This window comes from Mesorhizobium sp. BH1-1-5 (genome assembly GCF_020165615.1).
GTDB lineage: Bacteria > Pseudomonadota > Alphaproteobacteria > Rhizobiales > Rhizobiaceae > Mesorhizobium.
The window spans coordinates 106,537-118,911 of record NZ_JAIUIM010000002.1; the positions used below are offsets into that span (position 1 = coordinate 106,537).

Below are 12,375 nucleotides of genomic sequence, written 5' to 3' on the forward strand. Positions count from 1 at the left end.
CACGTTCTCCGGTTAAGTCACGTCTCTCGGAAGGAGGGTTTCGCCCTGGCCTTTGGCAATCTGGCGAAAGATTTCATGCGCGAGCGCGTTCTGACCCTCACGGAACGCACCGAAAACGGCCATCGACATGGGATCGAGGCCGAGATTGACGAAGAAGACGGTTCGGTCGAGCGTCGCCTTGGCCAGGGCCAGCAGCGCTTTTTCGCCGCCGGGCGTTGCGGCGAAGTCGGCCCAGGCGCGCGAGACCGCGTTGGCATCTTCCCCCTCCAGTGACTGGCGGACGTCCAGGCGCTCGCGGATCCTCTCGTCCGCGCCTTCGAACCATTCCCAACCGCTGCGCGCCGCGCCGGCGACGATGTCCTGGACGTTCCTGTCTCTCATGCTGTCGGCATCCCACCCGCTGCGCCCGTCGCTGCAGCGGCCGCCGCCAACAGGGCTTGTTGCTGTTGCTCGGCCTTGTCCATTTCGGCGCGTTCATCCGTCGTCACGACGTATTTCGACGGCACGCCCATGTCGCTTGCGACATCGGTCAGCAGCTCCTCGAGTTTGGCGATGCGCTTAACGCCTTGCGGCGCGCCGACCGACGTCAGGATGGCGATCACCATTTCCAGCCACTGGACGATCTTGCCGATGCGCTCGGCCTCACGCGCCAGCGCCAGGGGCGACTTGACCTTGACGCGCACCAGCAGCTGGTCGATCGGGATCTCTGTACTGATCAGGCCTTTGTTGTAGGCGAGCTCCATGCGCCGGCGCACGGATGGCACCACGATTTCCTTCACCAGGCGGCCGAACGCGCCGATATGGTCGGCGGCAAGCCGCTTGACGCGCTCGAGGATCTCGGTTGCCGATTTCACCGCCGCACTGTCCGGCGGCAGCGTCTGATCCATCATCGTCGCCTTGATCTCGGACTGCATGTCCTTGACGACGAGGCCGGCCAGGTCGAGGCGCGGATCCGGAAAGCGAGAAACGGAAGGGCCGAGCGTGCCGCCATTGCGCGCCACTTTCCAGAAAACTCCAGGTTCGAGCGGCGCCAGGTCCGGGTTGAAAACACCGTCGTCGACGGCCGTGTAGATGCCGAGCATGGCGATCGCGCCGGCCTGCAGCATCAAACGCTTTGCGGTGTTGGCGGTTTTGATGGTCGGCATCGCCAGCATGACCAGGCCGCGACCCTTGGTTTCACCGGGAACGCGCATGTAGCGCGGCGTCAGCCAGGGACAGGTGCGCGACATCGACGTGTAGATGATCGTTTCCTGCTTATCGCACCAGATCAGCATCACCCACCGACGCTTTTGCTTGTCCCATACGGTGTCGCAGTTGACGTCGATCTCTTCCTCCGGTTTGGTCCGCCAGCGCTCTGTGAGCTCGAGGCTGAACTTGCCTTCCGGCCACGTGTCCCACAGCACGCGCAGGCACATTTTTTGCGTCCAGAAGATGCCAGAGATCTTGTTGTTGCGGCCCTTCTCGAGGATCAGCTCGTCGATCGAAACCGAGATCGGCTCCCAAAGCAGATCCGGATCGTCGGTCGAGTTCATCAGCATGGCGCCGGTGCCGGCCGACAGCTCGAGCGCCATTTCGTGGAACGCCATGTCCCAGTCGCCGTCATCGTCGAAGGCCGTAAGCACCTTGGAGATCGGCTCGAGCTGAGCCCTCATGCCCTCGCGCTGCTTCTGGTCGATGACGATCGGCCCGGGCTCGAGCTCGAAATTCTGCTGGCCAGTTGGCCAGAGATCTTGCTGCAGCTTGCCCGCGAAACGAAATGCGCTGTCGATCGCCGTCTGATCGAACACCTGGTCGACGCGCTTCTCACCAGTACCGGTGTCGCGCGTCGATTTGCGGTACGGGATGGCGTACTGAAACGCCTCGTCGACGAGCGGCTGAAAGGTGTCGTGCTCGCGCTTAGCGGCGTTGCGCCGCTCCTTCAGGCGTTTCGTTTCGTACATGTCAGCCGAACGTGTCCTGGCCGCTTCCCGACAGGAACGTCAGCAGGCCGCGACCCTGCTTTCGGGCGCCGCCGGCCGGCGCAGCGGCCGCCTGATCGACCTCGCCTTGCTGTTTGGCTAGATCGGCGAGACTGCGGCGCTGCTGGGCCTCGAGCTGCTTTTTCGCGGCGTCGTTGCCGCCACCAAAGAGTTGCATGACCAGATTTCTCCCATTTCCGTTGCTTCGAAAAACGCCAATCCGGCCGCTGCAGCGATACGCTTGCCGGCTTCCGTGCCGACCACGGCCACGATTTCACGGTAGCCGCTGGACCGTATCGTCAACTTGATCGCCCGACAGATCGCCAGCATGCGCCTGGCTGCTGTGGGCCGGATGTTGAACCAGCACTCGCCGCAATCGGGCGACATCGGATAGATTCCAGCGAGGCCAACGAGCTCGTCTCCATCCCGTATGGCGAAGGTGCTGCCTTTCGCCCACATTTCGCGCGCCACCGCCCACATCAGCCGTGAGCTCGCGCCCGAGAGCTCGGCCATTTCGAAGAGCGTCGCCGGCGATGTCACCGTGATGGCCACGGTCAGAACTTGTGCGGGTTGAAGCCGCCCCGTTCTTTAGGCGCCGGCCGCCGATCGCCGCCGGCGGCCTGCGAACCCCACCTGTTGCCGCCGGCACGCTCGCCCTGGCCGCGCCCGGTCGCGGCACCACGGATTGCTGCAGCGCGGCCGCGAATGCCGAGCGTCACGTATTGCCCGGCGTCCTGCAGGTCGGACCACGGATGCAGTTTTTCGGGCGTATCGTCGTATTCGTTGCCCGAGTTTTCCGGCTTCTTGCGGAAACGGTACTTGCCGGCGGCGCCCTCGAGCCACAGCGGACACTTTTCCGGACAGACGATCAGGTGCGAGTGCGGCTCAAGGTAACCGCGCAGTTCCGAATTGATCGCATCGATGCGCATGCCGAGCTCGTTGGAGCCGTTGGCCGGCACCATCACCGGCAGGCCAAGGATGACCGACAGCAGCTCGAGCGCCGCAAGCTGCCCGCCCTCCTTGTCGGCGCCGTATTGCGCCGCCGGATCGACCCAAACCAGGACGCGCTTCGCGTCCGGATACTCGGCATCGATCTTCTTTTTGAGGCCTTCGCCGAACCGCGCCGTGCCTACACCATGGCCGAGATAGAGCTCGTCCACGAATGCCAGCCGCGGCGCCCAGGACTGAGCGAAGATCGCCGCCGGCGACAGGCCGGATGTCGAGGCGTCGACGCCGATATGCAAGTCGAGCTCGGGCCGGTAGTCGAGGCGGCCGCCGGCGACGTGACGGAAGTAGGAAAAGCTGGAAAGGACAGGCTTGCCCGATCGCGAATAGCCGAACTCGTTGTCGACCATGCGCTTGACGAAATGTTCCTCCTGGTTGCGGATAATGCGATCGTAATAATCCGCCTCGAGGTTGAAGCGGTTTTCGGCGTCGACCGACCGGCCGGACGGCTGGCGGAACAGCAGGCGGTCCGGCTTCTTGTTGGTGACAAAGGCCTTATAGGTCCAGTTGTCGATCGTCGGCGCGTTCATGTCGCCGATGACGAAGCGCATGCGCGGCCCAGACGCGATCGACACCTTGCCGAGCTGCCTCGCCAGCGTGACGAGCTCGGCCTGTGTGAGCAAGATGTCGGACTTCGGATAGCGGCCGACGCGCTGCTCGAGATCGTCGAGCGCGCCAGGTGCATGCGTGTCGAGCTCGTTTGGCCAGGCGCCGGAATATTCGCGGCCCTTCATCAGCGTCTCGATCGAGGCCTCGCCCAGGCCGGCGAATTCCGTGATGGCCTCGATCCGGACGCCGTCGGCGCCGATGAAGCGCAGCACATGCGTCACCGGGCGATCGTTGCCGCCCGTCCAGGTCGATCCCGGATAGCCCTTCGGGAACCACTGTTTCCAGCTTTCCAGAACCGTCTTCTCGGCCGAGCGGAAGGTGTCGCGCAGCACGATCCAGCGGCACATGCGCGTCGGTTTGCGGTCTTCCGGATGCCACGCCACCGGCGCCATCGTGGCGGCATAGATCCGCGCAAAAGCGCAGGTCGTGGTCTTGCCGCCGCCGAGCGGCCCCATGATGACCTTCGTCAGCGCCGTCGACAGGATGAAGGCCTGCGCAACAGGACCAGGTGGAACGTACCGGTAAGGGTCGAAGTGCTCGGCGAGCTCGTATTTCGCGACGAGCTTACGAACCTCTTCCTCGGCCAGGATCGTCAGATCGTCGCGGCTGACGATGTCGGAAATGTGCGCGCTCATGACAGCACCACCCGCTTTGGCCGCATCTTCCCGACCTTGGCCCGCTGCTGCACCAGCATCGGCACGCCAGGGCGCTCCCGGAACACTTTCGCCAGGATCTCGAGCACCAGGCTGGCGCCAGGCGCGTCGGTGGCGAGGATCATCAGCGCCGCATCCGCCAGCGCGTCGCGGACGTTGCCCGAGCTCGGATCGAGCGCGCCGGCGCCGGCGGCCGCCCGCGCCCTGGCCCGGCTCCGCTGCCGGGCGACCCGGAAATATTCCCGCCTCTCGTCGACCGACAGGCTGGTGAAACTGCCGGCGGTCGGCGCATTGCGCTTCGCCAGCAGCTGGTAGAGCTCCACCAACGCGGCATCCGCTTTCGATTTGGACGTGTCCAAACTTTGCGCTGCAGCATCCATCAAGCGCAGTCCCCATACCCCGGACCCGCGCCCCGCAGCACCGCGTCGACCCGCGCCCAAACTCCACCCTCACTGCCGGCGGCCTCCGGCAGATGCAAAAACGGCGGACGGTGTGAGAACGCCTGCCCCTGTATGGGGGGTCGACCCCTCTTTCGGGGGAGGCCCGCGCCGCGCGCCATGGTTGCAGCGCCGGCGGCCGGCGGCAGGGCTGCAGCTGCCGCCCTGGTCGAGGCCAGGTCGATCTTGCCAAACGAGGGGGACCCCTCCCTGCCCCGCTGATTTTCGATCAGCGGGCGCAACGCCTGAAATGCCAGCGATTTGAAGGGCTTGGCCGCGCCGTGAGCCGTTCGCCCGTGAGCCGTTGTCATTCGCCTTCCTCTAAGTCGTTGTTTTCGTTGATGTCGCCTTGCCAGGCGCGCTCGGCATCGCCTTCGATCGGCGAGCCGACCGACAGCGCCCGCTGCTCGGCCAGGCGGCGCGCGTCGGCCAGCTGGTTTGTGCCGAGATCGACGATCAGCGTCGGCAGGCGCTCGTCGATGATCTCGACCTGGACGGGCTTCTTGCCGTGCAGGTATGGCGCCAGCGCCACCGCGACGGCGTGCTGTTCCTTGATGATCGCCATGAGCGACGGGACGTCCTTCACCTTCACGTCGGCCTTGGCTGCAGCCTCGCTCTCGCCGTCCTTGATCACCTCGATCGACACCGTGCGCTGCTCGTGTTCCTCGAACCAAGCCTGCAGCGCCACCGGATCGGCTGTCAGCCACTCGGCCATGGCCTTGAGCGGATCCCGGTAGCCCATGGCCGTGTAGTAGCGTTCGAAGTCCTTGGTTTTCATGTTGAGCGCGCCGCTCGGCCGGCCGCGCCCGCGCCGCTGCGCCTGCGCGCCAGCGTCGGCGAACGGATTGCCAATTTGGTGCCGTGCGCGCGCCTCTCGCGCCTGATCCTCGCTTTCGAACAGGTCCCGATCGCCGCTCATGCCGCCACCGCGATTATTTTAATGGTTTGGCGAGTGTCTTGGCGGTGTCTAGGCCGGTGTCTGCCGATTTTCGCAATTAAATCAATCGCTTGCTTCAAATTAGACACATAAGACACTTTAGACACATGGAAATTCGTACATGCGCGCGCGCGCATGCACATATGAGCCGCCATGGTGTCTAAGGTGTCTAACGTGTCTGAAATCATGAATTGCGCTTTGTTTTCAATGGCTTGGCATCTAGACACTTCGAAGACACTTGCTAGACACCGGCATCGCCCCGAACCCATTGGAGAGGCAAGAACCGCGCGATGCAGAGAGCCTAGCCGGCCGCCCGAGCCGTCAACCGGTCTCCTTCTTGGTCTCTGCAGGGTGAGGGTCAGGGAAAATGGCGCGTGCGATTGGGTCCGGGGTGCGGACCATGGGTCGATCGCACCTGGTGCGATGGATATGAAATCGGCGCCGGCCTGCCGGCCGGCAAGATGATTTGCGATGTGACGTGTAGGATTGAAGTATTGCGAACCGGCCATCGCAGTAATCATCCGTGCTTGTGAAGCCAGCGCCGGAGCTCGGCCACACGCACGAGCGTGCAGCGCCGCTGATGGCCGGCGATCGTGATGCGGTTGCGGTTCTTGTCGAGGATGAAGATCTCGGGGCGCGGGCCGCGCTTCAGCGCCCAATGCCATGATGTGGTCGAGACGCCGATCGGCGCATAGGTCGTGCCGGCGAGCAGCCGCTGCAGGATGTCGCTCTGGTGCGGCACAGCGAGAAGATAGCCTTCGACCAGGTCGCCGCTGTCGACCAGGCCGAGATCAGCCGCCGCCAGCATGTCGGACGCCGCAATGAAGGAGATCGCCTTGTTCTGCAGGTCCTCCAAGATCTGCGCGGCCGTGTGCCTGGTGCCGCCCTTGTACTGGTCGATCGGCCTGGTCAGGATCTTTTCAATGCAGTCCAGCCAGGTCGGCTTGACGTTGTCGAGCTCGGGCACCGCGTCGGCCGCCAGCAGCGACCCCCAATGATCGAGGTTTTCGAATTCGAGCCCGCAGGCCTCCATGCCTTCATCGCCGAGCAGCAGATGCGCTGCAGCGAGGAACGTGCCGAACGTGTTCTGGCCGCGCGCGTTGTGGCCATGCTCGCGCAGCGTCTTGCGATAGGCCTCGTAGATGTTTGGAAAATCGTCGAAATGGTCGGCCACCCGGCGCAATAGTCTTGGACCGACCGTCTCCGGCGCTTTCAGCCGCGGCACTTTGCCATCGGCCGATGTCAGCGGATTGAGCTGCAGCACCGCCATGCGCGACATCGAGGCCGGCGGAATGCCCGGCGGGCTGATGGCGGAAAAGCCGAAGGTCGATTGCGCCGCGAACTCGACGCCCTTGTGATCGCTCCCGCCCCTGATGCGCACAGATCCCGACGCCGCGTCGCGCGCCATCTTGATGATCTTCTGCGCCTGGTCGGGATTGTCGTCGCCCTCGAGCTCGTCGATGAAGATCGGCAGGCTGTCATGGCCGACGATCTGGTAGAGGCCGGCCTCACTGGCATTGGTGGTCGACAGCATCGAGCGGCCGAGCACCGTGCGGAAAAGGCCCGTCTTGCCCGAGAGCTCGCTTTTGCCGCTGCCGCTGTCGCCGACGATGAAGATCGACGGTCGCCATTCCAGCGCCGCGCCCATGAGCGAAATGCCCTTGAAGCCCAGGGCAATCATCACATCGACGTCGCCGCGCTCGAAATTCCATGTCCGCAGCGCCTTGACGATGTCGATCGCCGGGTTGATGTCGGCCGTCACGGGTTCGGACCAAGGCACAAGCGAGGCCTGACGGCGGACGTAGAAGTAATCGCCGAGCTCGCCGGTGTCCTCGAGGCGGCCGTTGACCCACAGATATTCGCCGCAATGCAGGACGAGGCGGCCTTCATTGTCGAGCCACGCGCCACGGCCGCGCACGCGATCGGTCGGGGTCCAGGGTCCGCGCGTGCGGCAGGCGGCATAGAGATCGCGCCGCACTTCCTCCGCCTTGAACCCGGTCACGCGGCGGTTCTTGCCGGCCGACCAGCTGGGCCATGCCCAATAGAGAAAATCCTCGCAGCCGGCGAACAGCTTCTGGACGCGCTCGACGCCGAGCGCCTTGTCGCCGCTGTTGAACACCTGGCCGGACGTATCGACGAAATAATAGTCCTCGCCGGAATAGCCGAGCGGCCGCACAGGGCAGTCCGCCGGCAGATAGCCCGTCGTGTCGAGCTCGCCTTCCTCGCGCCAGGCGCCCGGCGTGATGCCCTCGTAAGGCATCCCCTTGAGCGGCCATCGAATGGCCTGGCGCTTCAAGGCATGCTCGATCCGGCCAACCGATGCGCCGATGACGGCCGACACCTTCTTTTTGCCCGCAGATTTTTTTTCGGGTGCGCCGCCGAACCCGTCATTTTGGCCAGTCATTGATGCTCGCGGTTGACAATTTTCCGGAAAATTTCAGGAGCACGCGCCTCGGGTCCGGGGCTCGAGGCGCGCGATAAGCGATCAGCGCTTTCGGTTGCCACGGCCGCCACGGTTCACAGGCGGCGCCGCCGGCGTCTCGCCGATCGACATCGGCGCCGGCTTCGTCGGCGGCTTTGCGCCAGATGCCGTCGACCTGGTCGCGCGCTTGGCGGCGTCGGCAAGGCGCTTCGCTTCGCGCTTGGCCCTCCTGTCGGCCGCCTGCGCCTGATCGTACTCGGCGATCCCCTTCTGCGCCGCGACGGCCTCAGGCCTCTGAGTGCCAAGGCTTTCCTCTTTCTCGAAGATCGTATCCGCGACGTCGATCGCCGCCGGCGCCGGCCTGGTGGCGAGCTCGAGCGCTTTCTCGGCCGCGTTCTGCGCCTCGACGATGCGCGCGACGACACTGCCGGCCGTCGAGGCGAAAAGGTCGAACGCCATTTTGATCGCGGGATCTTCCGCGTTCCAGTCGCCGACATTGCGATGCAGATACAGCGTTTCGCCACCGCAGCCGCGCTTCGCGACATAGGCGGTCATATCCTCAATCTCCGGCGTCACGTCGATGCCCTGCTCGAGCTCGTCATGTGTGAACCAGGCGGGGATCGGCTTGACCTCCCCGAATTTGAGCAGGCCGGCGAGCTCGGCCGCCGCGACATGCGCGACGCGGCCGGCGAAGCTGACCGCATTGATTTCCAGAATGTCCATTTGGTGCCTCTAGAGGGTTTGGGCGGCATTCGCGCCGCCCGGAGGGTTCGGGATCAGCGCGGCTGCTTGGTGACGGCCTTGACGGCCCACATGGCGGCGCTCTCGATTTCCGTCATGGCGACGGCCGCGCAGCGCGCGCCGGGATGGTCGCGATTGGCGGCGATCGGCGCCAGGATGTCGATCAGCTCGGCCGCCTTGGCCTTGACCAGGTCGACCGCCGCGTTGCCGCTCGGGTTGAAGTTGATGCCGACGCGATACTCGCCTTCGGTGAGCGCGCGGCCGTTCTGTGCATTGTCCATGTTTCAGTCCTCTTGGTTGAGAGCGTCGTTGACGTCCTTGCCCCAGTCTGCCGGCATCGCCAGCACCTCTACGGGCTTCTTGAACGATCGCAGGCGCGCAACGGCGCGCTCGAACAGCGCGGCCGCTTGCGGCTTGCCCCAATCGTTGTCCTTGAAGACGATCCAGGCGCTGACCGCCGGATGGTCGTGAATATGCAGGAGGCCCGACAGCGAGCCCGCCGACCACATGCGCAAGGCCGGATGCGCGACGGCGGCCGACAGCGCGTCCTCTATGCCTTCCGTGATGCCGCAGATCCCGGCGACGCCCGCCTCTGCAGCGCGCTCGGCCGAGAGGCCGGACGGCCCGTTCGTACAGCGGATGACAAAGCCCTGGACGTCGCCCTTGAACAGCTTTTCGTTGATGTCCTTGGGATCGAGGCCCTGGCGCTCGCCGAGCTCGCGCACCGGCGCCTTGCGCATGCCGTCATGGTCGATGAAGGTCAGGTGCAGCGCGTTAAGCCGGCCGTCGCCCGATACCATGGCCGAGACCATGGCGGGAAAGAGCGGGCCTCGCCCGAGCCGGCGGCCCTCGCCGTCGACTGGCGCCAGCGGCCAATACTCGCAATCAGGCCGGAAACGAAACGCCGGCGTGATGTTCGGCACGTCGGCCAGCACCACGCCGCGCGTCGCCAGATATGTCTCGACCGGCGTGCCCAGGATCTTCGGCTGGCAGGCATAGAACGTCTTGCGCACCCGCTCGCGCTGCTCGGCCGCGCTTTCGACAGCCGCCTGTTCGGCGAGATCGCGCCGATCGGCGGCTTCCTTGTCCATTTTGGCGCGTGTTTTCGGGTCGAGCTTGCGGATCCCGTAGCGGTCCTCCGCCCATTCGATCACCCGTATGCGGCTGTCCGGACTGACCGACCCTTCCTTGCCGAACGCGACCAGGTCGATGATATCGCCGGTTTCGCCTGTCGTGAAATCCTTCCAGCCGCCGGCGCGCGCGCCGGTCAGGTAGACATGCAGATTGGCCGACTTGGATCCGCTCCAGGGATTGATCAGCGCCCAGCGCAGCCGCTTCCGGCGCTTTGGATTGGCATTGACCGAACCGAACACGTCGGCGATCACCGACTTGATGTCGCCCTGCAGCTTGTCCTTCACCAGGCGAAAGCGCGAGCTCATCTGAGATCGACCAGGGCTTGACGGGCCAGGGCGCGAGCCGCGAAAGGATCGAAGCCGCGTTCCTCATAGGCCCGCTCAGTGAATTCGTGCGACGAATGGATAAGGTCGATCTCCATGCGGCGTGGGGAAAAGCCGGTCTCGAGCGCGCGCGAGATCTTCACCGTGTCGTAGTTGAACGGCGCTGCAGCGATGACGCGGCGGATGTTCGGCGGCAGGCGATCGAAATACTGCATCAGCTCGACGCCAACCGGCGGCGTCGTCGAATATTTGACGCCGCCGATCTTCTCGCCGCTGTTGCCGCGATCTTCCCTCATACAAAGCCGCTCCCGGCTCGCCGGCGGAAACGACGGACCAGCAACCGCCCTTCGGCGGTCAGCTCGAGCACGCCCTGCAGGCCGTGACCATCAGGATCGAGCGCGCCCTCGAGAAGCCCGAGCGACAGCGCATCCTTGGTCGGCGACGGCGCGTTGGCGATCGCCATGAAATAGCGCACGGGCTGCGCTAGATCTTCGCCCGCCCAGGTGAAGGCGAGATTGGCGACCACATTGAACCGGGTCGACTCGATCGCAGCCAGGCGCGCATCCATGTCAGTGCTCGCAACCGGTCCGGAGTGCGACCAGGCGCGGCAGCTCTCGCTCGATTTCCTTGATCTGCATGCGCCGGGCGTAGCGATGCGGCGCCATGGCGATGAACTCCGCCTGGATCGACGTCAGCGCTGCCATGACCGCGTCGACGGCCGGCTGTCCGCCATTGGCTGCGATCTCGAGATTGACCGTATTGAGCGCCTGCTTGATCGCGTCGCGAAACTCGCGGGTCTGGCCTTCCTGGCTGATCATCGCTAGGCGCTCGCGCTCGGCGATCTGCTCCGGCGTCAGTTCAATCGCTTCCATCGTCATGTTCCTCCAAAGAGCTGGCGTTCCAGCCGCTCGAGCGCCTGGTCGAATTGCGCGTCTTCGCGCGCGTCCTCGACGCGGCGCAGATGCTTTGAGACGTTCTGCTTGGTGCAGCCGACGATCGCAGCCACGGTAGCGCCCGGCAGGTTGCAGCCGACCGTCAGGAGGTAGAGTGCCACCGGCCGGCGCAGGTCCGCCGCCAGGCCGGAGGCCTCGACCACGGCGTTGACACCAACCGCCGCGATATGCCCCGCGCGTTCGATCAGGCGCGTCATCGCCGGCGTACCGGCGACATGGCGCTGCAGATTTCCTGCACCCGCTCGAACTTCGCCAAGGCGTCTTCGACCGACCGACCGCGCCAGTCAGTCCAGGGATCGCCACGGAAATCGAAATCAAGATTGATGACGCGGCCGTGTTCGTCGGTCATGTCCTGGAAAGCGCCCGTCGCCGTGCGAAACGCGACGCTCGTCCGCATGTCCGCTTCATTGCGGTAGATCCGGACATTTCCGCTCATAGCGTTTCGCCCTCCGCTTCCTTCTCTCGCGCGATCGTGCGCAGCGCATAGGTCAGCGCCCGGATGTGGCGAGGAAACGCGCACTGGTCCCGGCGCATGTTGGTCAGCGTCCGTTCGGTCATGCCGGCGCGGCCGGCGAGCTCCGCCAGCGTCACGCCGAGCGCGGCCCGCTTGGCCTCGATCCTCTCGAGCTCGGCCGTGGCGTCAGGCCGATACGGCTTTCGCTTTGGCTTTTCGGCGTTTTTGTTTCTGCGCGGCATGTCCCACCCGTTCCCGCCTGAAAGGGAAAGAGCGCGCCGGCTGTTGGGGCCAAACCGGCGCGCAGGGAACCGCCGCCAGACGACAACCCGGCGGATCCCAAAACGCAAAAGCAACACGCAACGAAAAGTCAGATATCGATCGACGGCGGCCCCTTCGCCTGGCCGAGCTGCGGCGCGTCGAGCGGCCAAAGCTTCGCGGCTTCCGGATCTTCCTTCTGCACCGGCGCGCCGGCCGCATAGGCCGAGAGCTCCGCGCGCAATGTCTCGAGCTCGAGCGCGATCGCGGCCGGCAAGCCGCCGGCGGCCGAGCGCACCATGTGCATGGCATTGGTCCGCTGCAGCACGAAGAGCTCGCCCGCGGGGAAATCCCGGCAGGCGTGGAGGAACACCTTTTCGTACTTCAAAACCACCGCATCGGGGCAGCGCAGCAGCACGTCGGCGCGCGCCCGATCGCCATCGGCATTGTGCAGCTGGTCGATGATCGGAAGTTTGTTGCTCATGATGCGG

18 protein-coding genes are annotated in these 12,375 nt (G+C 65.0%); 1 reads left to right on the forward strand and 17 read right to left on the reverse strand.

Annotation, left to right across the window (positions count from 1 at the left end; all coding sequences use genetic code 11):
- Positions 1-12: 12 nt before the first annotated feature.
- Positions 13-381 (reverse strand): hypothetical protein, encoded by a 369-nt coding sequence (locus LB572_RS03025; RefSeq protein WP_224666658.1) that lies wholly within the window; start codon positions 379-381, stop codon positions 13-15.
- Entirely contained in the window at positions 378-1,940 is a 1,563-nt protein-coding gene (locus LB572_RS03030) for a portal protein (RefSeq protein ID WP_224666659.1), read from the reverse strand. Before LB572_RS03030 ends, LB572_RS03025 begins: the two co-directional genes overlap by 4 nt.
- Here LB572_RS03030 and LB572_RS34335 point away from each other — a divergent pair.
- A complete protein-coding gene (locus tag LB572_RS34335) occupies positions 1,939-2,061 on the forward strand; it encodes a hypothetical protein (RefSeq protein ID WP_263497781.1) in 123 nt (40 codons plus the stop codon). The genes LB572_RS03030 and LB572_RS34335 overlap by 2 nt on opposite strands.
- Here the strand turns inward: LB572_RS34335 and LB572_RS03035 are convergent.
- From LB572_RS03035 to LB572_RS03105, 15 genes are all read right to left on the reverse strand, one after another.
- Complete coding sequence (locus LB572_RS03035; RefSeq protein WP_224666660.1) at positions 2,058-2,510, reverse strand: hypothetical protein; 453 nt, start codon at positions 2,508-2,510, stop codon at positions 2,058-2,060. The genes LB572_RS34335 and LB572_RS03035 overlap by 4 nt on opposite strands.
- A 2-nt stretch (positions 2,511-2,512) precedes the next feature.
- The gene (locus LB572_RS03040; RefSeq protein ID WP_224666661.1) at positions 2,513-4,207 is read right to left on the reverse strand and encodes a hypothetical protein; all 1,695 of its coding nucleotides are present in this window, start codon (positions 4,205-4,207) and stop codon (positions 2,513-2,515) included.
- On the reverse strand, positions 4,204-4,605 hold the full coding sequence (locus tag LB572_RS03045) for a hypothetical protein (protein WP_224666662.1): 402 nt from the start codon (positions 4,603-4,605) through the stop codon (positions 4,204-4,206). The genes LB572_RS03040 and LB572_RS03045 overlap by 4 nt, the downstream gene beginning before the upstream one ends.
- Positions 4,606-4,969: 364 nt before the next feature.
- Positions 4,970-5,581, reverse strand: coding sequence for a hypothetical protein (locus LB572_RS03050; protein ID WP_224666663.1), 612 nt, complete (start codon positions 5,579-5,581; stop codon positions 4,970-4,972).
- A 535-nt stretch (positions 5,582-6,116) separates the two neighbouring features.
- The gene (locus tag LB572_RS03055) at positions 6,117-7,940 is read right to left on the reverse strand and encodes a hypothetical protein (protein ID WP_224666664.1); all 1,824 of its coding nucleotides are present in this window, start codon (positions 7,938-7,940) and stop codon (positions 6,117-6,119) included.
- A 144-nt stretch (positions 7,941-8,084) separates the two neighbouring features.
- Entirely contained in the window at positions 8,085-8,744 is a 660-nt protein-coding gene (locus tag LB572_RS03060) for a hypothetical protein (protein WP_224666665.1), read from the reverse strand.
- Positions 8,745-8,797: 53 nt separating this feature from the next.
- Entirely contained in the window at positions 8,798-9,043 is a 246-nt protein-coding gene (locus tag LB572_RS03065) for a hypothetical protein (protein WP_224666666.1), read from the reverse strand.
- 3 nt (positions 9,044-9,046) lie between these two features.
- The gene (locus LB572_RS03070; RefSeq protein WP_224666667.1) at positions 9,047-10,201 is read right to left on the reverse strand and encodes a toprim domain-containing protein; all 1,155 of its coding nucleotides are present in this window, start codon (positions 10,199-10,201) and stop codon (positions 9,047-9,049) included.
- The gene (locus LB572_RS03075) at positions 10,198-10,515 is read right to left on the reverse strand and encodes a hypothetical protein (protein ID WP_224666668.1); all 318 of its coding nucleotides are present in this window, start codon (positions 10,513-10,515) and stop codon (positions 10,198-10,200) included. Before LB572_RS03075 ends, LB572_RS03070 begins: the two co-directional genes overlap by 4 nt.
- Complete coding sequence (locus tag LB572_RS03080) at positions 10,512-10,787, reverse strand: hypothetical protein (protein ID WP_224666669.1); 276 nt, start codon at positions 10,785-10,787, stop codon at positions 10,512-10,514. The genes LB572_RS03075 and LB572_RS03080 overlap by 4 nt, the downstream gene beginning before the upstream one ends.
- Position 10,788: 1 nt before the next feature.
- Positions 10,789-11,091, reverse strand: coding sequence for a hypothetical protein (locus tag LB572_RS03085; protein ID WP_224666670.1), 303 nt, complete (start codon positions 11,089-11,091; stop codon positions 10,789-10,791).
- A 2-nt stretch (positions 11,092-11,093) separates the two neighbouring features.
- Positions 11,094-11,369 (reverse strand): hypothetical protein, encoded by a 276-nt coding sequence (locus LB572_RS03090; RefSeq protein ID WP_224666671.1) that lies wholly within the window; start codon positions 11,367-11,369, stop codon positions 11,094-11,096.
- Positions 11,366-11,608 (reverse strand): hypothetical protein, encoded by a 243-nt coding sequence (locus LB572_RS03095; protein ID WP_224666672.1) that lies wholly within the window; start codon positions 11,606-11,608, stop codon positions 11,366-11,368. The genes LB572_RS03090 and LB572_RS03095 overlap by 4 nt, the downstream gene beginning before the upstream one ends.
- On the reverse strand, positions 11,605-11,868 hold the full coding sequence (locus LB572_RS03100) for a hypothetical protein (protein WP_224666673.1): 264 nt from the start codon (positions 11,866-11,868) through the stop codon (positions 11,605-11,607). The genes LB572_RS03095 and LB572_RS03100 overlap by 4 nt, the downstream gene beginning before the upstream one ends.
- Positions 11,869-11,996: 128 nt before the next feature.
- A complete protein-coding gene (locus LB572_RS03105) occupies positions 11,997-12,368 on the reverse strand; it encodes a hypothetical protein (RefSeq protein WP_224666674.1) in 372 nt (123 codons plus the stop codon).
- Positions 12,369-12,375: the final 7 nt, after the last annotated feature.

Coding starts and splice junctions, on each gene's coding strand:
- LB572_RS03025 (WP_224666658.1), bottom strand. CDS start 381: ATGAGAGACAGGAACGTCCAGGACATCGTCGCCGGCGCGGCGCGCAGC.
- LB572_RS34335 (WP_263497781.1), top strand. CDS start 1,939: ATGTCAGCCGAACGTGTCCTGGCCGCTTCCCGACAGGAACGTCAGCAG.
- LB572_RS03030 (WP_224666659.1), bottom strand. CDS start 1,940: ATGTACGAAACGAAACGCCTGAAGGAGCGGCGCAACGCCGCTAAGCGC.
- LB572_RS03040 (WP_224666661.1), bottom strand. CDS start 4,207: ATGAGCGCGCACATTTCCGACATCGTCAGCCGCGACGATCTGACGATC.
- LB572_RS03045 (WP_224666662.1), bottom strand. CDS start 4,605: ATGGATGCTGCAGCGCAAAGTTTGGACACGTCCAAATCGAAAGCGGAT.
- LB572_RS03050 (WP_224666663.1), bottom strand. CDS start 5,581: ATGAGCGGCGATCGGGACCTGTTCGAAAGCGAGGATCAGGCGCGAGAG.
- LB572_RS03060 (WP_224666665.1), bottom strand. CDS start 8,744: ATGGACATTCTGGAAATCAATGCGGTCAGCTTCGCCGGCCGCGTCGCG.
- LB572_RS03065 (WP_224666666.1), bottom strand. CDS start 9,043: ATGGACAATGCACAGAACGGCCGCGCGCTCACCGAAGGCGAGTATCGC.
- LB572_RS03070 (WP_224666667.1), bottom strand. CDS start 10,201: ATGAGCTCGCGCTTTCGCCTGGTGAAGGACAAGCTGCAGGGCGACATC.
- LB572_RS03075 (WP_224666668.1), bottom strand. CDS start 10,515: ATGAGGGAAGATCGCGGCAACAGCGGCGAGAAGATCGGCGGCGTCAAA.
- LB572_RS03080 (WP_224666669.1), bottom strand. CDS start 10,787: ATGGATGCGCGCCTGGCTGCGATCGAGTCGACCCGGTTCAATGTGGTC.
- LB572_RS03085 (WP_224666670.1), bottom strand. CDS start 11,091: ATGGAAGCGATTGAACTGACGCCGGAGCAGATCGCCGAGCGCGAGCGC.
- LB572_RS03090 (WP_224666671.1), bottom strand. CDS start 11,369: ATGACGCGCCTGATCGAACGCGCGGGGCATATCGCGGCGGTTGGTGTC.
- LB572_RS03095 (WP_224666672.1), bottom strand. CDS start 11,608: ATGAGCGGAAATGTCCGGATCTACCGCAATGAAGCGGACATGCGGACG.
- LB572_RS03100 (WP_224666673.1), bottom strand. CDS start 11,868: ATGCCGCGCAGAAACAAAAACGCCGAAAAGCCAAAGCGAAAGCCGTAT.
- LB572_RS03105 (WP_224666674.1), bottom strand. CDS start 12,368: ATGAGCAACAAACTTCCGATCATCGACCAGCTGCACAATGCCGATGGC.